General features: G+C 29.1%; 19 protein-coding genes and 1 rRNA gene. 14 read left to right on the top strand and 6 right to left on the bottom strand.

The window, feature by feature from the left end; all coding sequences use genetic code 11:
* Nucleotides 1-417: 417 nt before the first annotated feature.
* The 3 genes from RSA29_RS18215 to rrf all read left to right on the top strand — a co-directional run bounded on the left by RSA29_RS18215 (nucleotide 418) and on the right by rrf (nucleotide 2,171).
* On the top strand, nucleotides 418-1,158 hold the full coding sequence (locus tag RSA29_RS18215; protein ID WP_332661354.1) for a trimeric intracellular cation channel family protein: 741 nt from the start codon (nucleotides 418-420) through the stop codon (nucleotides 1,156-1,158).
* 261 nt (nucleotides 1,159-1,419) lie between these two features.
* Complete coding sequence (locus tag RSA29_RS18210) at nucleotides 1,420-1,779, top strand: hypothetical protein (RefSeq protein WP_332661353.1); 360 nt, start codon at nucleotides 1,420-1,422, stop codon at nucleotides 1,777-1,779.
* Nucleotides 1,780-2,057: 278 nt separating this feature from the next.
* A 5S ribosomal RNA gene (gene rrf / locus RSA29_RS18205) occupies nucleotides 2,058-2,171 on the top strand.
* Between the two features lie 26 nt (nucleotides 2,172-2,197).
* Here the strand turns inward: rrf and RSA29_RS18200 are convergent.
* Complete coding sequence (locus RSA29_RS18200) at nucleotides 2,198-3,532, bottom strand: MATE family efflux transporter (RefSeq protein ID WP_332661352.1); 1,335 nt, start codon at nucleotides 3,530-3,532, stop codon at nucleotides 2,198-2,200.
* 630 nt (nucleotides 3,533-4,162) lie between these two features.
* On the opposite strand from RSA29_RS18200, the gene RSA29_RS18195 reads away from it, so the two are divergent.
* The gene (locus RSA29_RS18195) at nucleotides 4,163-4,816 is read left to right on the top strand and encodes a lytic transglycosylase domain-containing protein (RefSeq protein WP_332661351.1); all 654 of its coding nucleotides are present in this window, start codon (nucleotides 4,163-4,165) and stop codon (nucleotides 4,814-4,816) included.
* 281 nt (nucleotides 4,817-5,097) lie between these two features.
* On the top strand, nucleotides 5,098-5,487 hold the full coding sequence (locus tag RSA29_RS18190; RefSeq protein ID WP_332661350.1) for a DUF805 domain-containing protein: 390 nt from the start codon (nucleotides 5,098-5,100) through the stop codon (nucleotides 5,485-5,487).
* Between the two features lie 145 nt (nucleotides 5,488-5,632).
* On the opposite strand, the gene RSA29_RS18185 is transcribed toward RSA29_RS18190, so the two are convergent.
* Nucleotides 5,633-6,172: a rubrerythrin family protein gene (locus RSA29_RS18185; RefSeq protein WP_332661349.1), complete on the bottom strand. Its 540-nt coding sequence runs from the start codon at nucleotides 6,170-6,172 to the stop codon at nucleotides 5,633-5,635.
* A 463-nt stretch (nucleotides 6,173-6,635) separates the two neighbouring features.
* On the opposite strand from RSA29_RS18185, the gene RSA29_RS18180 reads away from it, so the two are divergent.
* The 4 genes from RSA29_RS18180 to RSA29_RS18165 all read left to right on the top strand — a co-directional run bounded on the left by RSA29_RS18180 (nucleotide 6,636) and on the right by RSA29_RS18165 (nucleotide 12,020).
* Entirely contained in the window at nucleotides 6,636-8,018 is a 1,383-nt protein-coding gene (locus tag RSA29_RS18180) for an 8-oxoguanine deaminase (RefSeq protein ID WP_332661348.1), read from the top strand.
* A gap of 91 nt (nucleotides 8,019-8,109) precedes the next feature.
* The gene (locus RSA29_RS18175; RefSeq protein WP_332661347.1) at nucleotides 8,110-8,265 is read left to right on the top strand and encodes a CPC_1213 family protein; all 156 of its coding nucleotides are present in this window, start codon (nucleotides 8,110-8,112) and stop codon (nucleotides 8,263-8,265) included.
* Between the two features lie 272 nt (nucleotides 8,266-8,537).
* On the top strand, nucleotides 8,538-9,710 hold the full coding sequence (locus tag RSA29_RS18170) for a DUF3298 and DUF4163 domain-containing protein (protein ID WP_332661346.1): 1,173 nt from the start codon (nucleotides 8,538-8,540) through the stop codon (nucleotides 9,708-9,710).
* A gap of 390 nt (nucleotides 9,711-10,100) precedes the next feature.
* Entirely contained in the window at nucleotides 10,101-12,020 is a 1,920-nt protein-coding gene (locus tag RSA29_RS18165; protein ID WP_332661345.1) for a GH25 family lysozyme, read from the top strand.
* Nucleotides 12,021-12,147: 127 nt separating this feature from the next.
* Here the strand turns inward: RSA29_RS18165 and RSA29_RS18160 are convergent, their stop codons facing one another.
* The 3 genes from RSA29_RS18160 to RSA29_RS18150 all read right to left on the bottom strand — a co-directional run bounded on the left by RSA29_RS18160 (nucleotide 12,148) and on the right by RSA29_RS18150 (nucleotide 13,944).
* Nucleotides 12,148-12,498 carry a hypothetical protein gene (locus RSA29_RS18160; RefSeq protein ID WP_332661344.1) on the bottom strand — a complete coding sequence of 117 codons (351 nt, stop codon included), beginning with the start codon at nucleotides 12,496-12,498 and terminating at the stop codon, nucleotides 12,148-12,150.
* A 158-nt stretch (nucleotides 12,499-12,656) separates the two neighbouring features.
* On the bottom strand, nucleotides 12,657-12,977 hold the full coding sequence (locus tag RSA29_RS18155) for a hypothetical protein (protein WP_332661343.1): 321 nt from the start codon (nucleotides 12,975-12,977) through the stop codon (nucleotides 12,657-12,659).
* A gap of 211 nt (nucleotides 12,978-13,188) precedes the next feature.
* Complete coding sequence (locus tag RSA29_RS18150; protein WP_332661342.1) at nucleotides 13,189-13,944, bottom strand: TSUP family transporter; 756 nt, start codon at nucleotides 13,942-13,944, stop codon at nucleotides 13,189-13,191.
* A 458-nt stretch (nucleotides 13,945-14,402) separates the two neighbouring features.
* On the opposite strand from RSA29_RS18150, the gene rlmD reads away from it, so the two are divergent.
* Nucleotides 14,403-15,767: a 23S rRNA (uracil(1939)-C(5))-methyltransferase RlmD gene (rlmD, locus tag RSA29_RS18145; RefSeq protein WP_332661341.1), complete on the top strand. Its 1,365-nt coding sequence runs from the start codon at nucleotides 14,403-14,405 to the stop codon at nucleotides 15,765-15,767.
* Between the two features lie 474 nt (nucleotides 15,768-16,241).
* Nucleotides 16,242-17,522, top strand: a complete 1,281-nt coding sequence (locus RSA29_RS18140) for an HNH endonuclease (protein WP_332661340.1) — start codon at nucleotides 16,242-16,244, stop codon at nucleotides 17,520-17,522.
* A gap of 76 nt (nucleotides 17,523-17,598) precedes the next feature.
* On the opposite strand, the gene RSA29_RS18135 is transcribed toward RSA29_RS18140, so the two are convergent.
* On the bottom strand, nucleotides 17,599-17,814 hold the full coding sequence (locus RSA29_RS18135; RefSeq protein WP_332661339.1) for a helix-turn-helix transcriptional regulator: 216 nt from the start codon (nucleotides 17,812-17,814) through the stop codon (nucleotides 17,599-17,601).
* Nucleotides 17,815-18,010: 196 nt separating this feature from the next.
* On the opposite strand from RSA29_RS18135, the gene RSA29_RS18130 reads away from it, so the two are divergent.
* Genes RSA29_RS18130 through RSA29_RS18120 form a run of 3 tightly spaced genes read left to right on the top strand, consistent with a single transcriptional unit; the run spans nucleotide 18,011 to nucleotide 21,031 of the window.
* On the top strand, nucleotides 18,011-18,790 hold the full coding sequence (locus RSA29_RS18130) for an AAA family ATPase (RefSeq protein ID WP_332661338.1): 780 nt from the start codon (nucleotides 18,011-18,013) through the stop codon (nucleotides 18,788-18,790).
* Nucleotides 18,787-19,773: a ParB N-terminal domain-containing protein gene (locus tag RSA29_RS18125; protein WP_332661337.1), complete on the top strand. Its 987-nt coding sequence runs from the start codon at nucleotides 18,787-18,789 to the stop codon at nucleotides 19,771-19,773. The genes RSA29_RS18130 and RSA29_RS18125 overlap by 4 nt, the downstream gene beginning before the upstream one ends.
* A complete protein-coding gene (locus RSA29_RS18120; RefSeq protein WP_332661336.1) occupies nucleotides 19,766-21,031 on the top strand; it encodes a hypothetical protein in 1,266 nt (421 codons plus the stop codon). The genes RSA29_RS18125 and RSA29_RS18120 overlap by 8 nt, the downstream gene beginning before the upstream one ends.
* The last annotated feature ends 21 nt before the right edge of the window (nucleotides 21,032-21,052 follow it).

Below are 21,052 nucleotides of genomic sequence, written 5' to 3'. Positions count from 1 at the left end.
CACATGACTTTTAATCATGGTGTCCGGGGTTCGATCCCCCGGTGAGCCACCAAAACACCTTATTTCATAAGGTGTTTTTTTAATGCCTAATTATATGAATACTAAGAATATTATAAAGGACGTAGAGATTAGATATTTGAAAGTAAATAATAAATCAAAGCTGTGAAGAATATTTTGAGTTAGAGAAAGAGGTAGCTTTTATAGAGATTGGAAATGTCTAGGGGTTCTACTGATACAGGATAACTCAAAGTGGACGAAAATACTGAATTATTTATTTTTTGAAGATGTATTATATTTAAATTAAATAAATTTGTAATATGAATTGGTATTGAGACTAGGATAGAATAATAGTATTATAATAAGTGCATAGGTAAATTAACATTAAATAATTAGTATAAATGAAGGGACGAATAGGTTATGATATTGACTATCTTTGAAATTATGGGAACTGTTGCATTTTCAGTTTCGGGTGCATTGGTTGGAATGCAAAAAAAATTAGATTTGTTTGGTGTAGTATTTTTAGGTATTATTACAGCGGTAGGAGGAGGAATATTTAGAGATATTATTTTGGGGCAAACACCTCCAACAGCATTTATAAAACCTACTTACTGTATGATTAGTATTATTGTTGCAATAGCTGCATTTTATCTTTATCCCAAACTAGCAAATATTTATACTAGAGTTAAAACAACTGAAATAAAATCTAATATTAAAAATACTAATAAGTATGTTAGTGAGGAACAAATTTTAAAGATAGCGCAGAAAAGAAATCAAATAGCAATTTTAAAAAAAGTGATATTAATTTTTGATTCCATCGGACTTGCAACATTTACAATATCGGGGGCTAATCTTGCATATAATCAACAAAATAGTAATTTGTTTTTAGTTGTATGTATGGGATTAATTACTGGAGTTGGAGGTGGGATGCTAAGAGATACATTTGTTCAAGATACTCCAATGATATTTAAAAGGGAAATCTACGCAGTGGCATCAATTTTAGGTGCAACAGTATTTTACTTTTGTAACTTATGTTTTGTAAATTATGATACAACCTTTTGGGTATGTTTTATATTCATACTGTCTGCTAGAGCTATATCTATAAAGCTAGATTTACACTTGCCAACATTTAATTCGGATAAATATAATATAGGATTATAAAGGGTATTATATATACATTAATTTCCTTTTTGTGAATGAAATCAACAATCATAAATATTGTTTTTTAAATTAAAACCATATGACCTATTTAACTAAAATATAAACTAGTTAAATAGGTCTATTTTATTTAAATTATTATCTCATAAGTATTAACAATAAGCTGATGAGATTCATAGTATATGGTATAGGGTATAGAAGTTATAATTAACTCTACCTTTATAATTAACAATACGAAGTAAAGTTGTAAAAGGAGAATTTACTATGAGAAATAATAGGGAAACTTCATGTTTTGATAATTGCGAATGTAAAGAAGATATATGTAATGAATACAGAAGAGACTGTAGATCATACAAACCAACAAACTGTGGATGTTATGAAACAGAATGTAACGAAGAGTACAGACCAGTTAAGTGCTGTTATTATGAAAAATGCAAACCAGTAGATTGTTGCTGTAATGAAAGAAAATGTTGTGAAGAAAAGGATGAATTAGAAAGAGAACTTAAAGCTTTAATAGAAGCTAGATCAAATAAGAAAAACAACTGTGGCTGCAGACGAGACGATGATGGTTTATGGATAATCATAGCATTATTTTTCTTCTGTGGAGGATGGTGCTTGTTCTAATAGATTTTACCTATATTAAAGTAAAGTTAAAAATTAAATTAAAGTAAGATATCAGATAGTCATGCCTACATAGTTTAGAAAATGGGTATGACTATCTAATTTAAATATATTTACTGATTAATATTAGAAATTTATGTAAATAATATTAATAGGTAATTGTAGTTATCAAATTTATATAAATACTATAGTTGAAACTTTATGTAAATATTATAGATTGAAATTTTATGTAGTTAGTATGTTTCAATCTATAAGTATACTTAATTTAATTTTTAGAAATATCTGGTGATTATACTATTAGAGGGTACACCCGTTACCATACCGAACACGCAGGTTAAGGTCTAGTAGGCTAAGGATACTACACTAGTGTGTGGGAAAGTTGGTTGTTGCCGGTTATAATACAAAAGAAAAAAAGTCGGTTTTAACCGACTTTTTCATTTTTAGAGATATATTTTCTTAAAATAATAAATGAAATAAGTGTTAGGACTTCAGCAATAGGAACCGTTGCCCATACTCCATTAATATGGAAAAAGCGTGGTAAAATAGAAACTAAAATAGTTATGAAAATCATCCCACGTAGTAGAGATAGGAACAGGGAGGCCTTTGATTTTTCAATAGCTTGTAGGTACCCGACATTTATTATATTTACTCCTATTAAAATTAGTGCAAAGAAATAAATTCTACTACCGTTAATCGTAATATTAAGAAGTTCACCTTTATCTTTACTAAACATGCCAATAAGACTTTCAGGGAAAAGTAATCCTATAGTTAGGAAAATTGCACCTAGTGTGAAGGATATAAGTATAGATAAATTGAAAAATTTAGTAACCCTATCATATTTCTTAGCGCCATAATTTATACTAATAAGTGGTTGAATTCCTTGGGAAATCCCATTAAATACGGCTGTAAAGATTAATATAATATTGGTTATTATTCCGTAAGCTGATACACCAATATCTCCAAGTAGATTAAATACAGAAAGATTGAATATAAAAATAATAAATCCAGATGAAAGTTCTGTAATAAAACTAGTAGAACCATTACTAAGTATTCGTTTAAGGGTTTTTATGGAGAAAGTTTTAAATTTAAGACTCATGGTATTATCTCTTCTTATAAAGTGAAGTAGTAGTATAGCAATACCAACGACCTGTGCCAAAGAAGTTGCAAGAGCTGCGCCACCCATTCCCATATCTAGGGGGAAAATAAATACATAGTCTAACACTATGTTAGTCATATTTGAGGTTATCATAGCTACCATAGCAAGCTTTGGAGCCTTATCACATCTTACAAAAACATTTAAAATACATATAAGAATAAAGGCCCAGTTAAAGAAAAGTATAACTTCAATATAATTTTTTACTAGTGGAAATGTAATCGGTGAAGCACCGAGAGCATAACAAATTTCATCAATAAATAGGATATTAATTAAACTAATAAATAAAGATATAAATACAGACCCTATCATAGCCGTAGTAAATATCTCATCAGCTTTATGTAGTTTATTCTCGCCAATAGATATTGCTAGTGCAGTTGCCCCACCAACACCGAAAGTAAGAGCGATAGCATTAAAAAAGTTATAGGTTGGCAATGCTATATTTAGGGATGCAATACCTAAATCACCAAGACTTTTACCAATAAATATAGTATCTACAAGAATACACAATGACAATCCAAGCATCCCTAAAACGCATGGAACCATATATTTAATTATAAGCTTAAATTCCTTATCCTTTAACAAGTCTATTTTTTTACTCATGAAATATCCTCCTCTTTAGTTTGTATAAGTTTTAATTCTGTTTATAAGATGTCTAGCCGCTGTAACATACCATCTTATTTAGGTAGGGGATAACATGGCTAGCATCTAAATAAGTTCTTCTAACATTCACATGGAGCGATGGATTACCCTTGAGAAAACACTTATGAATGTTAGAATCACTTGATAATTTAAACAATTATTTATTTCAAAATATAAATATAAATATAGTATATACATAATTAATATAATAAATCGTGCCATATTTATAGAGAAAATTGTAAAACAGTGTAACAATATGCCATTCTATTGTAACAGAAATAGTTAATATTAGCCACTATAGTAAGTATAAGAATATTACAGAGAAATATAAATTATTTTTAAATTCTATGTTTAAAATAAATAATAAATTGAAATAATAATGTTGTATGGATTTAAATCTTATGGATGTAAAACATAATAAGAAGACAAGGCGTGTTAATATATTTTGTGTAAGACAAGGAAACAATTTTATTTAATATTATAGAATTAGCGTTATTTGTAACTATTCTGCACAAAGTAGATAAAAAAAGGCTTATTAATTTCTTCGGCATCCATAGATAATATTAAGTATCCATTATTAGTGGAGGTTTAATGGAATTTGAAAAAAGCAAAAGTATAAATCTAAAATTTTTTAGAGTAATGACAATGGTAGTTGTTATAATAGTATTTACGAATATATATCTATTAAGCTCAATTACAACAAAAAGAAAATTAGCGTCAATAAAGGAAGTTGGAGTGAAAACTATAAACTATGTTAATGAAGAACAACCTGAAGAAAGTTTACAAGTGCCATATAACAAGGAAATAATAAAATATAGCAAGCTATATAATCTAGATCCATATTTGATAGCAGCTATTATAAAAACAGAGAGTAGCTTTAATAGTGAAATAATTTCATCTATGGGTGCTACAGGATTAATGCAAATTATGCCAAGTACTGCTGAGTGGATAGCAACTAACATAGGTATAGAAAATTTTTCACAAGCCATGCTTCAAAATCCGGAAATTAATATCCAAATGGGTTGTTGGTATTTAAGTTATTTGCAAAAACAGTTTACACACAAAAATGAAGTTTTAGCAGCTTATAATGGAGGTATGGGAAATGTATTAAAGTGGTTGAATGACCAAAGATACTCAGATAATGGAGAAGTAATTCATACCATACCCTTTAAAGAAACTTTGGGATATATAGAGAAGGTAGATGTGGTCTATAATCAATATATAGAAATGTATAATAAAAATTAAATTATATTTTAGATTAATAATGAAATTAAACTAAAATATAAGTAGAGAATAACTTAATTAAGATTACCAAAATTTTAATGGAAATAACTTAATTAAAGTTACTGAAGATCTTGATGAGAATAATTAATAGTTATGAATATTATTTAAGAATATAAAAAATTAAAGTATATAGGTATTTATTTGAGAATATCTGTATACTTTAGTTTTTTTTGTTATATTATTTCGAGAAAATGTATAGAATTACAAAGTAGGTTTGTAAAAAATATATATGAGGTGATAAAATGAGTGATAATTTGTTTTTACTTAACAAGAAAATAGGCAGAAAAAAATATATAATTTATGTGATGATTTTTATAATAGGAATTATATTATTAAGATTACTTGTATCACATTTGGTAGTACAAGCAGAGAAAACAGGCTATGAATTACTCATAGCTAGTTTAATGTCTCTTCAAATAACATTGAAGGTTTTCCTAAATATAATACTAGTTATGCTGAGTTATAAAAGATTTGAGGATATAAATCTATCAGGGTTTTGGGGAATATTTTCAGGGATTAAATTTATACAAATACCAATAATAATTGCACTTATGTGCATTACAGGTAAAGAGATAATAGAGAAAGAAAAACTGACAGGTACAGAAAATAGCATACAATCAATCAATCAATGATGATACTACTATTACTCTATATAGTGAGGAATAAAATGGATTTATATATCTTTATTGATACCTCATTGATATCTTTCATGAAAAAAGAACGTGAATTTCGGGGGGGAAATTCACGTTGCTTCATATCTATATATGATGAATATACCTATTTATGAGGGGTGCAGTATGGTTCAAACCATCCTTGAGGGAACTTACAGAGTGGGCATATCTTTGGAGCAGTTTCTCCTTCATGAATATATCCACAATTAGTACATTGCCATAAAGAATCAGCATCTCCCTTATACAATGTACCATTAAGTAATTTGTTATAAATAGCGCGGAATCTTATGTCATGAATAGCTTCAACTTCAGCGACTTCCTTATAGAAATCTGCTACATCATCAAAACCTTCTTTTCTTGCAATATCTTCATATTCTTTATATATTTTTGTAGCTTCAGCAGCTTCACCCATAAATGAATTCATAAGGTTTTCTTCTGTAGACTTAACTTGATTTAAAAATCCGCCATAAACTTTTCTTGCATGGGCAAGTTCATTGTATGCAGTTTGCTCAAAAACCTGTGCTATATAATGATAGCCCTGTTGTCTTGCTTTTTCAGCATAAAGTGTATACTTTGTATTAGCCTTACTTTCACCAGTAAAGGTTTTTTTTAAGTTTTTTTCAGTTTGACTCCCAAGAAAGTTCATTATAATCTCCTAAAAATTAATACCTATTATAATATATTAAATTTATTGATAATGGTTACAAAAAAATCAACAAATTAATTATTTTTAATTATTAGTGTTTTCAATAAAATTTATAGACTTAGTGATACTCATAATTAGCACTTATGTAATAATACAAGGCTGCGACAACATATAATATATAGAATGAGAAAATAAACTGAATATTCTATATATTTTTATAGTGACTTATGATATTATATAAATATTTACATTTGAGTGTGTCTGGATATGGATTTTATATGATTTCGGATAAAATATATCATTACAAATATATTTAAATAGAAATGAATTCAAATGTAGGTAGATTTGAATTATAAGTAATGAATTTTGTTTATACACAGCTTTTGTGTTAAATATTTGTGCTGATTCCTAAAAAAATTACATATTAATTAGGTTCATGAAAAAATGAGAGGAGATTTTTTATATGCAAAAGCTATTACTAAAAAAAATTTCATGGCTAATAACCATGGACGATATGGATAATATATATAAGGATATAGATTTGTTAATAGAGGATAATAAAATTAAAGCTATTAAAAAAAATATAGATGATATAAACATAAATGAAGGTAATGGCGACAAAATCATAAACTGCTCAGGGTTAGTTGTTTTACCAGGGTTTGTTAATACACATCACCACCTTTATCAAACTATGTTTAGAGGGATTAAGGAAGTTCAAAATATGCCACTATTCCCATGGTTAAAAGGATTATATGAATTTTGGAAAAGAGTAGATAGTGAAGTAGTATATTATGGAGCAATGGTTGGATTTAGTGAGCTACTTCGTACAGGGTGTACTACAACTATGGATCATCATTATGTATTCCCAAAGAAGTCTAAAGGCAACCTGATAGATGAAGAAATAAAAGCGGCTAAAGAAATTGGAATAAGGTTTCATGCAGCTAGAGGTTCTATGAGTCTAGGTAAAGAACAAGGGGGATTGCCTCCGAGATCGATTATACAGAGTGAAGAAGAAATTTTACTAGATTCTGAAAGGCTGATAGATAAGTATCATGACTTTAGAGATTTTGCTATGACTAGAATTGTGTTAGCACCGTGTTCTCCATTCTCTACTACAAATAATGTTATGTGGGAAACCAAGGAGTTAGCTAGAAAGAAGGCAGTGATGCTTCATACACATCTTTGTGAAACTGTTGATGAGGAAAATTTTTGCAAGGAAAAATATGAAAAGACACCAGTGGAATTAATGAAAGAATTAGAATGGGTAGGTAAGGATGTGTGGTTTGCACATGGAATATATATAAGTGAAAAAGAAATGAAGACAATAGGAGGTGCCGGCATTGCGCATTGTCCAAGTTCTAATATGAAGCTAGGAAGTGGAATATGTAAAACTAGTGAACTATTAAATGCGGGTATACCAGTTGGGATTGCAGTTGATGGAAGTGCATCCAATGATGGATCAAACATGTGGGAGGAGGTGAAAAGAGCATACCTTCTTAACCACTTGAAGTATGGGGATCAGGGATTAACTGCTTATGAAATTTTAAAGATGGCCACGGCTGGTGGAGCAAAGGTTTTAGGAAGAAAGGATATAGGTGTGCTAGAACCTAATAAAGCAGCAGATATTATAGCTATAGATTTAAATGATATAGCATTTGCAGGTTGTCATGATCCAGTAATTTCAATTGTATGTTGTGGGAACTCAAGCCATGTAAAATATACTATTGTAAATGGTAAAGTAGTAGTAAAGGATGGTATAATTCTATCAGTAGACATAGGTGAAATAGGAATTAAAGCCGATAAGTTAGCAAAGGATATAGTTGATAAAGAAAGAAGGAAAGAGTAGTAATAATTTTATTAAAGAGATATCCAACTCTAAAATTAGAAGAATAAACTTATGATTTATGGTTATTCTAAACTTGAAGAGGAGGGATACTATGAATAGTAAAATGAAATCTACTAAAAATAATAAAAAGCAGGATGGCAAATTTAAAAAGAAACATGTAAATCATAATCCACAGGTAGAAAGTGCAAAAGCTGTATATGGAGAACCAAGAGCAAAAGAACATGATCCACATGATTTTCTTATTTAAGGAATATTTAAAAAGTAAATAAGTCAGTATGCTCGACTATTTTCAGTTATACTACGTCAATAGAACCATTAGATGGCTATGTTATAACTGGAAATATCATTCACATCTCTGACTTGCTATTTAGTTTAAGGCAACTAAGTAAATTAATACTATAATTGGTTAATGGCTATATTATTATATAGTCATTATTTATTTTTTGTTAAAAATTAATAGGTGTATAGACAAGTTCTTGGGGCAAACTAATATAAATATAATTCGAAAGGAGATATGTTATGAAAAAAATTATATATACTCTAGCCCTTGCATTAATTATTTCATTTAATTTTAATGATAAGAAGTCTCTTGCATCAGATAATGGAAACGAACCCGATATACTAGAGATAACTGTGCCAAGAATGGTAAATAGCGTCGTAAAAGATAAAAGTTCGAGGGCAATAGTAGAGAATGAAGAAAAAAAATATTCAAATGAATACATATCTGTAAATATTAATAAACCTATAGTTAGGTTAAATAACAAGGAAATAGAAGGAATTATAAATAATAAAATATCAAAAAAAGTTGAGGAATTTGAAAATTACTTTACGGATTTATCAAAGAAAGATAATTTACAATATATTCAAGAAGGATTACAGCCCAAGCAATATGTAATTAATATAAATAATACAGTGAATTATAATAAAGATAATATACTCTCATTAACACTTCATCTTTATAGTTATACCGGGGGAGCTCATGGATCAGCAGTGGATAAATCCTATAATTTTGATTTAAACACAGGAAATAGTGGAGTTATTGAAGATTTTTTAGGAAAGGACAAAAAATATAACAAGAAAATAACTGACAGTATAAAAGAGACTATAAATAAAAATCCTAACATGTATTTTAAAGAGATAACTGATAATATAACTGAAATAGGTTATAATCAAAAATTCTTTTTAACTGATGGATATATAGTTGTATATTTTGATGAGTATGAGATAGCCCCTTATGCAGCAGGGATAGTTCAATTTAAAATTCCTTTAAGTAATTTTAAATCACCATTAAGCAATGTAAATATAAAAGTAGAAGCTCCGAGTATAAAAAATATAACCTATGAGGAGAATACAGAGGAACTCAATAGTTATGTTATGTACCCAAGGGTTGAAAATATGGCTAATACTGATATTGAAAATAAGATTAACAATTATTTTGAAAATCAAGTGCTAAGTTTTAAGGGAAACGTGATAGAGAAGAATAAAGAATACAAAGGTACAGAAAAATATGTTAGAGCTATAACTACATACTTTAAGTATGTGTTTAAGAATAAAAATTCTATAGTAGTTGATATGACATATTCGGGGAACAATGATAAAGATGAAACTATAGTATTATACAATAGGAAATATAGTATTAATTTAAATAACGGAGAAGTTTCAATAATAAATGAAGAAAAGCCAACTTCTTAATTCATTATTGGGAATGAAATAATTAGTGATTATCTTAGTATGTTTTCTAGAATACTAAAGAAGCATGATTACAAAGTAGATTTACTACTTTATAATCATGTTTTTTTTATTTCTAAGTAGATCATTGTATAGTTTTAATCAGATATTTACTGAAGAACTTTTTAAAGAAATAATCATATTAAAGTTTTCTCTGTAGATATATTTTAAATAGTAAAATCATAAAATTAGATATACTAGAATAAAAAATTGAAATTTAAAGAGTTAGTTTATTCAGGTTACAGAACTAAATAAAAAATATTTATAAAATTGAAATTTAATATAAAAAGGTGTAACACATTTCAACTATAGTTACTAATATAATAAGTGAAGCATTCAAATTTGGAGGGTAGTATGCAGAATAAAACTAGTGCAAACATAATAGGTCCTGATTTAAATGAATATAGGAGCGAGGTTAATTACACTTTGCTTGCAACACAAACTCCATATAGCTATTTACGTAGTTCAGGTTATGGGTCAGGTAGATTTAGAGTAGACAAAAAATTTATAGAGCATGCAAATGGATTGAAGAGTGTAGGAATTAAAAGTGGTGCATATCATTATGCTGTTCCATCATATGACTTAAATACCGCAGACCTGCAATGTGATGGTTTTATAGATGTATTACAACAAGCTTATGGCGACGGGAAATATGGAGAGCTATTTCCTGTAATTGATATAGAAGCACCAGTAGATAAGTCAATATCAACAGATGCATTATTAGATTGGGTAGATAGATTTAGAAAAAGATTCGAGAGAAAAACAAATAGAAAACTAATGATATATACTGGGGCATTCTTTATTGATCTTTATAATAATTTTTATCACACTAGAAAAGGATTCTTACTTGCAGATATGCCATTATGGATTGCAATGTATCCAGATGTACAACCAAACCCACCATATCCTAAGGATCAAGGTGGGTGGACACGGTGGAGAATGTGGCAATTTACAGAGACAGGAGATATGCCAGGGGCTAGCCCACCAGTGGATTTAAATTATGGACCAGTTAGTTTAGATTTATTAACTCAACCAAGACCAGTTAGTAATTTTAGAGCTACAGGGGATGGGAATGTTATAAAGGCAACTTGGAAACCTAACACTGACGTAGATTTAGCAGGGTATAATATATTTTTGAACTCAAACTATATAACTACCCTAGATAAAAATGCTACAAGTTATAATCTGCCACTTGCAAGTACTCCACAACCTGGAGAAAAATATGAAGTTTCAATAGAAGCTGTAGATAATGATGGAGAAGTTTCAACTGAGAGATCAAAATCAATTGCAACATTTGGAAGGGAAGTTAGTATGTATCTAAATGAAGGTAATTTACGAGATGAAGATATATGCAAGAACTCTGAACAAGCAAATTACGAAGAAGAAAACAAAGAAAAAGTATACAAAGATCCAGTTGATTTATTAGCACTAAGATATACTGAACCATGGATTGTAAAGCCTATAAATGAGGATTCATATTATGATTTAAACGAAAATAAAATAAATAGGAATTTATATGAGGATTTTGTAGAGATAGATGACGAATTCGATGATATGACATATATGAATACAATACAAAATGAAAGATCTTATAAGAGATATTATGAAGAGGATAAGAATAATATTCCATTCTATGATGATACTAACGAAGAGTTCTATAGTGATATAGATATTAATAGAAACTATTGCCCTAAGTGTATCACTTGTTATGAAAAATGGTGTGAAGAAAATGGATATAAAAATAATGAGTTAAAAGAGGATAAATGTGATAAGCCTAAAGGCAGTAAAGATGAGGAAAATAATAAAGATAATAGAGATGTACATGAACACCATAAAGGTAATAAGAATCAAGAGCATGAAGAAGATAATGATAGGAATCATGAAGAACAGAAAGATAATTGTAAGAAATGTAACGATCATAAGCATCATAAAGATAATAACGGTGAAGATGAACATCGAGATAAAGGTCATTTAAATCAATATATATACAATAAATCCTATAAAGTAGATAGGGATGACAGTGATAGTAGAGAAGAATATGAAATTGATCGTCGTAGGTTAGAGAATAATGATAGTAAAAGAAATATGAAGCATAGTAGCTGTGACAAAGATAAAGAAAACTGCCTTAAATGTGAGTATTTATTACAAGACATGTATCTAACAAACTGTGACTATGGCCATAAAAACCATAAAGAAAATAAAAAATATAAAAAGCATAATGAGGCTAAGCCATGCGATAAAAAGAAAAAAGGTAAAAAGCACCATAGCCATTAAGATATGAAATATAGTTTAGTTGATGGCTATTATCACATTATATTAGCTGCATTAAGCGTAAATAAAAAAATATAGGAAATATTAACCCCCGCTTCTATAGATGAAGTGGGGGTTAATATTTAAGTTATTAAACTTCCTTAGTATCAGAATTTGAAGCCTCAGTTTTTATAGCATATTGAAATACTTGATTCTTATCTTCATATTTCTTAATTTCAGGGAAAATTATTGAAGAATCTGAGTTATTAGTGTTTTCTTCACTTTCAGTGGAGTGTAAAGACTCTTCATCCTCATCTTCATCATCGAATAAACTGCATTGACATGAGTCATCACATGAATCATTATTAGTAAAGTCATCATCTAACATGGCTTTGCTTATTACTTCAGTGCCTTTATCTGAAATTACATTTACTATCTTGTCAATAATTACGACTGCACCAACAATGGCTAATGTATTAGTTATGAGTTTTTTTAAGTTCATAATATCATTCCTTTCTTATAAGTCTTATTCAGGCATCTTCAAGAAATAAATAAGTAACTATCCGTAACATCTTTGACTTATTATTTATTTCCGCATGCCTTAGTGTATGTAGTTAATTATAATTTATGTTGTTATATTTATTGAAGAAATTGAAAAAATTACAATCCTTCACTATTATAGGCTTTAAGTTTTTTCATTATAGTTTCTAAGGTAAACATGCGGCTCTGAAGGATATTAAGATTATTCCCCAAGAAGATATCCTTAGATAATATAGTATTAAAAAGCTCAAGCTCTTTTTCAGACAGAGACTTTCTAAAGTTTATCTGACAATCAAAGGAAAGTTTTTGAAAGTTTATAACAATTTCAGAACAATAATCTAATAGATTAGAGTTGATACTAGCAGCTCTGTTTTTATAATTTCGCTTACATACAAAAAATCCAATTACAAGTATAAGCCCTAGTATAATGTAGTAATACATAGTATAACCCCCTCCTTTGACAATAATCCATGATAATAAGTATAGGCTACATGAATATTATTGTAAAGTTAATTAAGGTATGTTCTTGTGTAACTTAAAATATTGTTCACATCTTCCACTTATTATTTATTTTCAGATACCTAAACTAGAGCATTTGTAGAAGCATCTTGGAAAATTTCATTCAAGTATTACAAGTTGGGGTGTTCATAAGCTAGAACATTTGTAGGAGCATCTTTATTGCAACGGCTAGAGACATGGTTACAAAAATAGGCTTAATAACTTTTGAACCTTTGTTAATGGCAAGTTTTGTTCCAAGTTTTGCACCTGCTATCATAAAGAAACAAATTGGAATCCCGATAAGATAGTTAATTTTACCGCTAAGAGCAAAAGTCACAAGAGCAGCAATGTTACTAACAAAATTTAAAACCTTTGCATTGGCAGAAGCTTTTAAAAAGTTGAAGCCTAAAATATTTATAAGTCCAAATATTAGGAAGGCACCAGTACCAGGACCAAAGAAACCATCATAAAATCCTAGTGAAAACGCAAAAATTATAGAGATAGTTAGATTTTTCTTAGTAAGGCCATTAAAGTTATCATCCATACCGATAGATTTAGAGAAGAAGGTATAAATACCTATACATAAAACCAAGACTAAAACTAAAGGTTGAAGAAAACTATCATCTAAAAGCAGCACTGATTTAACGCCAAGGACTGAACCTACTAAAGTAAAGGGTGCGACTATCTTAAGAAATTTAAAGTTGCAATTACCTGATTTCATAAAGGTAAGAGAACTAGTAAATGAAGCCATAGATGAAGTGAATTTATTAGTTCCAAGAGCCATATGAGGTGGAAGTCCAGCGAGTAGATAGGCAGGAAGACTAATAATTCCACCACCACCAGCTATAGAGTCCACAAAGGCAGCTAAAAAGCCAGCAAAGCATAGAAAAATAAAAGTAAAAGTATTCATAAAGCCTCCAAAAAAAATTAATTAGGCATCTGAAGATAAATAATAAATAATAATTTAAAGATACTGACTTATTTATCTTATAAGATGTCTTAGTAACCTGCATATAAAGAATTAAGGAAAGGTTACTTTCATTTATATTATAATGGTAAATCAGGGAAAAGGAAACTTTTTTTAATAGAGTAGGAAGTAGTATCATAAGAGATTATATGATTAAGGCATCTGAAAATAAACCTTAGATCAATAGAAAAATTAAAGAAGTGAAGGTGAAGATAATTGTTTTAAGTTAAAATACCATTACAAAATAAGAACATAAAGAAAAACCTAGATAAAAATCTGAGTATAATATATAATTAACTAAGTAATTTTAACGGTAAATTGTTTTAATATAGAGTTACTAAGGCATTTAATAATATATTAAAATATAGCCAATATAAAAGATAAGTGTAAGGAGATACAGCATGAGAAAAAGAAAAGAATATGAATTTGACATAGAAACTACAGAATTTCCAGGGAAGGGTATTGCCTTCTATGAAGGGGAAAAGGTTGCAATAAAAAACACTCTTCCAGGGCAGAAGGTTCGTGCTAGAGTAACAAAGAAAAATTCTAATGGAATAGAAGCTAAATTAGTTCAGGTTTTAGAGGATGTAGACTATAAAATTGCCCCAGCTTGTGAAAATTTTGGAGTATGTGGTGGGTGTAGCCATGGAGACCTAGCTATGGAAACACAGCTTAAATTTAAAGAAGAGCAAGTAAAAAGTCTTTTAGATAATAAGGGAATAAAGGATTATGAATATCTAGGAATTGAAACTAGCCCTGATGACTATGAGTATAGAAATAAAATGGAATTTACCTTTGGAGACTTTGAAAAAGGTGGAGAACTAACTATAGGAATGCATGCAAAGAACAAAAGCTTTGCAATTGTATCAGTACATAACTGTCAAATAGTAGACGAAGACTTTAGACAAATATTATTAGCAACTATAAACTACTTTAAAGATGCAGAACTTCCTTATTATAGAGTACTAAAACACGAAGGCTTCTTAAGAAACCTTGTGGTAAGAAAAGCTATAAACACAGGAGAGATTCTAGTTAATATAGTTACAACAACCCAAGTAGCTTATGACTTTAAACCTTTTGAGGAGCTTATAAGAGGATTAAGTCTTAAAGGAGAAATTACAGGAATAATCCATACTTTAAATGACTCTCTATCAGACGTAGTTCAAGCAGACTCTATAGAAGTATTATATGGAAGAGATTATATAATAGAAAATCTTTTAGGATTAAACTTTAAAATAAATCCTTTTGCCTTCTTCCAAACAAACACAAAAGGAGCAGAGAAGCTTTACTCAATAGTAAGAGACTTCATAGGAGAATCAGAAGACAAGGTAGTCTTCGATCTATATTGTGGAACAGGAACTATAGGACAAATCGTAGCGCCTAAAGCTAAAAAGGTTATAGGAATAGAGCTTATAGAAGAAGCCGTAGAAGCTGCAAAGGAAAATGCTAAAATAAACGGACTAAACAACTGTGAATTCATAGCAGGAGACGTAGCAGTAACAATAAAAAATGTAACAGAAAAACCAGACATCATAATCCTAGATCCGCCAAGACCAGGAGTACATCCAGTAGCTCTAGATTATGTTATAAAATTTAATGCAAAAGAAATAATCTACGTATCCTGCAACCCTAAAAGCCTAGCAGTAGATTTAGAAGTACTAGTAGCAAGTGGCTATAAGGTTGAAAAGGTTAAAGTAATGGATATGTTCCCACATACGCCTCATGTTGAGACCGTAGTAGGAATACGTCGCAAAGATACATTATAATCCTTGAATTCATGCACTTTACTAGCTTTTTTAACTTTAACACAAAAGGTGATGATTTTAGAAATAAAGAGCAAGTTAAGAGTGTTAAGGTAAGAGTTGGTATTTAATAGGGTGTGAGGGGATATGTTAGTACTAATTTAATATGAAATACAAAAAGATCATGAAGAGAGGTATATAGTGTATACCTAAAACTTCATGATCTTTTTTATTATATAGGAAACAGCTTGTGGAAGTGGCTGGGGATAACGTTCACACTCAACCGTAGGGAGATTTTGTTCTTACTATTCTATTGATTATTTCATTTTAGAAAAAGGAATAATAGCAATTTTGTAGAATAAGATTAATAATTTACTTTAAAAAATTTAATGAACAAATTTTTTATTACGTGGTGAAAATAATAATGGATATATTGGAATTTATAAGCAGGGAATTAATAGTTTTATGGTGAAATCTTTAAAAGAGAGGATGATTAATATGGTTAATAAAATAACTTTTATAAACGAAGAGAAATATTTCATAACAGAATTTCAAAATTTTAATGAATATGAGTTCTTTTGTTTAAAAATAATTGAACCATTCTTAATTCCTATGGAGAACGATGGTTTAAAGGGATATGGAATGGAACTTCCCTTTATAATGAATGAAACAGGGATGAAAAAAGTTAGAGAGCATTTGGGGAATTATACAAGTAGAGATGTAAAGTTTAATAAAATATTATCTTTTTTTAATAATATTGAGTATAATAAATGTTTTTATATATTCGTGGAGGAAGTGACGCAAGAGCTTTGTGAAACTTGTAAAGAATCTTTAAAATTTTATAATATAAAATATGATCATGATTTTGTACATCTGCAAATGCAAGGATATTTAGAATTTAATGATATTAGCCATAAAATAACTGAACAAATTTTAAAAGAATATGAATTAGTGTACCATAGTTATATAAAAAAAATATTTCTAGGTGAAAAAGATAAGAAAAAAAGAATATGCAGGTTTTGTGGCAAAACTATGGAAGAAGGTGTAACATATATTAATGAAGCACATGCAATTCCTGCTTTCTTTGGAAATAAGACATTGTTTCAAAATGAAGAGTGTGATGAATGTAATTCTTATTTTGGTGAGAATATAGAAATTGACTTAGATAATTACACAAAAATGTTTAGAGTGTTTTCAGGTATAGAAGGAAGAAATGGGATACCTGAAATAAATAATAAAGATAAAAAAATATTTTATTCAAATGTAGAGGAGATTTTTAAAGGACCAGTTATTGTTTCACTAAATAAAGATAATACTGTTGAAAGAAATTTTGAAGTTAAATCAGAGAATGAATTCACTCCATCAAATGTTTATAGGATATTTTGTAAGATGTTTTTTTCAGTAGTTAATTCTGAAGTTGTTAGAATGTTTGATGATATAATTAAATGGATAAGATATGATGAGGTTATATTGGAAAAATTACCATTAATAGCATTTTGTTTCTTACCAAATAAGAAGTTAGAAAGACCTGAAATTGTAACTTATATTAAAAAATTAGATATGAAACGAGTACCGTATGCATTTATGGAATTTAGATTTGGACATTTTGTTTATATTATTCAAATTCCTTCAAAAAAGAATAAAGACCAATTGATTTATAAGCCTGATGAATTTGAAGCTTTTTTAAAGAAATTTAAACATTTTGAAAATGCTAATTTTCAGTACAAAGATTTTTCATCTAGAGATAAAACAATGCTTAAGATAAACTTTAATTTTTAATACTATAATTAAAAAATAGAATAGAATAATATTAATAATAAGAAGGATTATAGAAAAATTAAAGGATTGTGGAAGATTATATTCTTCCACAATCCTCAAAAACAAAAAATCCTTCAAATTTACATCCAAGAGCTTCAGCAATTTGCTGGAGCTCTTTTTCTGAAAAATTATCACGAGTAAGTTTGTTGGATAAGTTTTGATTAGTAGTTCCAATTGAATTTGCAAGTTCAGATATAGTAATTTTTTTACGTTTTATTAAAATGCGAATTTTTTCGCCCATTGTTAAAGCCATAAAGTTTCACCATCCTTAATAATAATAATAATAATAATATACACTTTTTAATGTGATTTATCAATTAATACAAATAAAATCAAACTAAATAATTTAATATCACTTGCAATAATACACTTAAAAGTGTGCTATTAAATTATAAAATGTGAAACGTAAAAACGATAATATTTAATTTGGGAAGGTGGAGGCTAAAAATATGAGTAAAGTAATAGCAATCGTTAATCAAAAAGGGGGAGTAGCTAAAACGGTAACAACTTTAAACTTAGGATATGCATTAGCAGAAATGGGAAAGAAGGTATTACTTATCGACTTCGATCCACAGAGTAGTTTAACAGTATGTTTTGGCTATGATAATACAGATAGTATAAAAACAACAATATATAATTTGATGTCATTGGCTATTGAAGAAAAGAGCTTACCTAAAAAGGATGGATATGTTATTTCAACAGGAAACATAGATCTTATTCCATGTAATTTAGAGTTATCTGCAATAGAAATAGCACTTGTTAATGTTATGAGTAGAAAACTTGTTTTAAAGTCCATTGTTGATGAAATTAAAGGAGATTATGACTATGTTATTATTGACTGTTCACCATCACTTGGAATGCTAACAATTAATGCTCTTGCAGCTTGTGATAGTGTTATTATACCTGTTACTCCTCAATATCTTTCTGCTAAAGGTTTGGAGTTGTTATTAAGAAATATTATAAGAGTTAAAAAGAGGATTAATCCTAAAATACAAGTTGATGGAATTCTTCTTACAATGTATGCAGAAAGAATGAAGCTATCAAAGGAAGTGCTATCAATTATACAAGATGCATACGGAAGTCATATTCATATAATTGAAAGTAAGATACCAACATCAGTAAAGGTTGGAGAAGCAAATATGAGAAGTAAAAGCACCATAGAATATGATCCTAAGAATAAAGTGTCCATAGCATATGGGGAGTTTGCAAAGGAGGTTGAGGCAATATGAGTGAGAAGAAGTTAATGAGTTTAGCAGATATGTTTGGAGAGAATACACAGGAAAAACAAGCTACTAATCAAACTGAAATTGATATATCAAAGCTTCTATCTTTTGCAAATCATCCTTTTAAATTATATGAGGGTGAACGCTTTGAAAATATGGTTAGAAGCATTAGGGAACTTGGAGTTATTGTTCCTGTTATTGTAAGACCTAAAGGTGAAGAGTTTGAAATTTTATCTGGTCATAACAGAGTAAATGCTGCTAAAACGGCAGGGTTATTAAAAGTACCAGTAATAATTAAAAAAAACCTTGAAGATGAAGAAGCAATGCTTATTGTAACTGAAACAAATCTTATGCAACGTTCTTTTAGTGATATGCTTCACTCAGAAAGAGCAACTGCATTAGAACAGCATCATAAAGCATTAGCTTCTCAAGGTAAAAGAACAGACATTTTAAAAGAAATAGAAACCTTGTTAAAAGCTGATGAAATCAAGGATGAAGAAACTTCTCGACAAGTTGGCGAGAAGTTGACTAGTGCAGATGAAACAGGTAAAACTTATAATCTTTCAGGTAGATCAGTATCAAGATATTTAAGAATATGCAATCTTATAAAGGAATTAAAAGATAGATTAGATATAGAAGAAATTCCTTTTACAGCTTCAGTAACTCTTTCATATCTAACAGAGGAAGAACAATATATTGTAGAACTAATTCTTTCTGAACATAACTTTAAAGTAGACATGAAAAAAGCAGAAGTACTTAGGACTTATTCAGAAAGTAAAAAGTTAGATGAAGAAACAGCTTATGCAATTCTTTCAGGAGAATTAAATAAGAAGCAAAAGGCAAATAAGCCAGCACCTATTAAATTGAAACCTAAGCTTATCAATAAATTTTTTACACCAGAAACTAAACAGCCTGAAATTGAAGAAGTTATTGAAAAAGCTTTGGAATTATATTTCAAGTCACAAGAGAAGGAGGTTTTGAATGAGTAGATTCAAAGAGGTAAAAGAAATTTATGAAAAGATAACTGATGTTGTTACAGGAAGTAAAAAGGAATGGAAAGACTTTTTAACTTTTGCAGCAAGGATTTATAAATACAATTTTGATAATGCTATTTTAATATATGCTCAAAGACCTGATGCAACAATGGTTGCTAATATGGAAATTTGGAATAGAAGGATAGAAAGGTATATCAATAGAGGAACAAGAAGTATTGCAGTTTTTGATAATTCTAAACCAAGTTTAAAGCTTGAATACTTATTTGATGTTAAAGACACTAATGGTGAACCACATACAATTCCTAAGTTATGGAGTTTAAATGATAATATTACTTTTTCACTTATAGACAAGCTTAATAAAAAATATGACCTTTCATATAATGATTTAAATGGTTTAATTGGAGAAATGGTTGAAATGAAGGTTAATGCAAACCTTGAAAATAGCTTTGCAGATTTTGAAAATGATACCCAAAATACATGGCTTCAAGATTTACCTATGGAAGGGCTTATAAGTTGTTTTGCTCAAACTATTATTGAAAGTAGTCATTATATGGTAGCTAAAAGATGTGGTATAGACTCTCCTATTTACAATGATGATAACAGTTTTAGATTAATTACACATTTTAATACATTGCCACTTACTTTACGCTTAGGCAATGCAGTATGTAGTATATCTCAAGAAATTCTAAGAGAAATTGAAAGTGAAGTAAATCTAATTATTAGAGAAAAAAGGAGCGAAAGGAATAATGAAAGAAGCATTAGCAATGAATTACAAGGAAGTAGAGGGAATATATTATCCAAAGATTCAAATATCCAAGGACAAGGAAGCAGACGAGAAGCCATTAGGGAAGTATGGACAGATGGCACTGAATTATCTGAAGGAAAATCATCCGAACAGATACAGCTTACTTTTGGCAAAGGGGGAACTGATGCCAACAATGAACAAGGTGAACAAGGAAGCCTATGGGAAACTGGAGCTAATAATGGAACAGATATTGAAGACAAATCCAATAAAAAATCCAGAGAACACCATGCAGAGCTTCAAGTACAGGGAACAAGTGAAACAGACAGCAGAAGAAATAGTTCTATTGGAGATAGTGTACCAAATCAGATAGATAATAAAATACAAACGAACTTTATTGAGTCACTTAATGGTGGCTCTTTTTTAATGCCAGAAAATAAAAAAGATACAAGTAATGAAGAAGATATAAAATGGATCCCTTGTCAAGGACACAATAAAAAAAGGGGTTAAGCAACACTTAAAAGATGATTT

It is taken from the genome of Clostridium sp. (assembly GCF_036660475.1).
Taxonomy (GTDB): Bacteria; Bacillota; Clostridia; order Clostridiales; family Clostridiaceae; genus Clostridium_J.
This window is presented reverse-complemented; position numbering and strand designations above follow the sequence as displayed.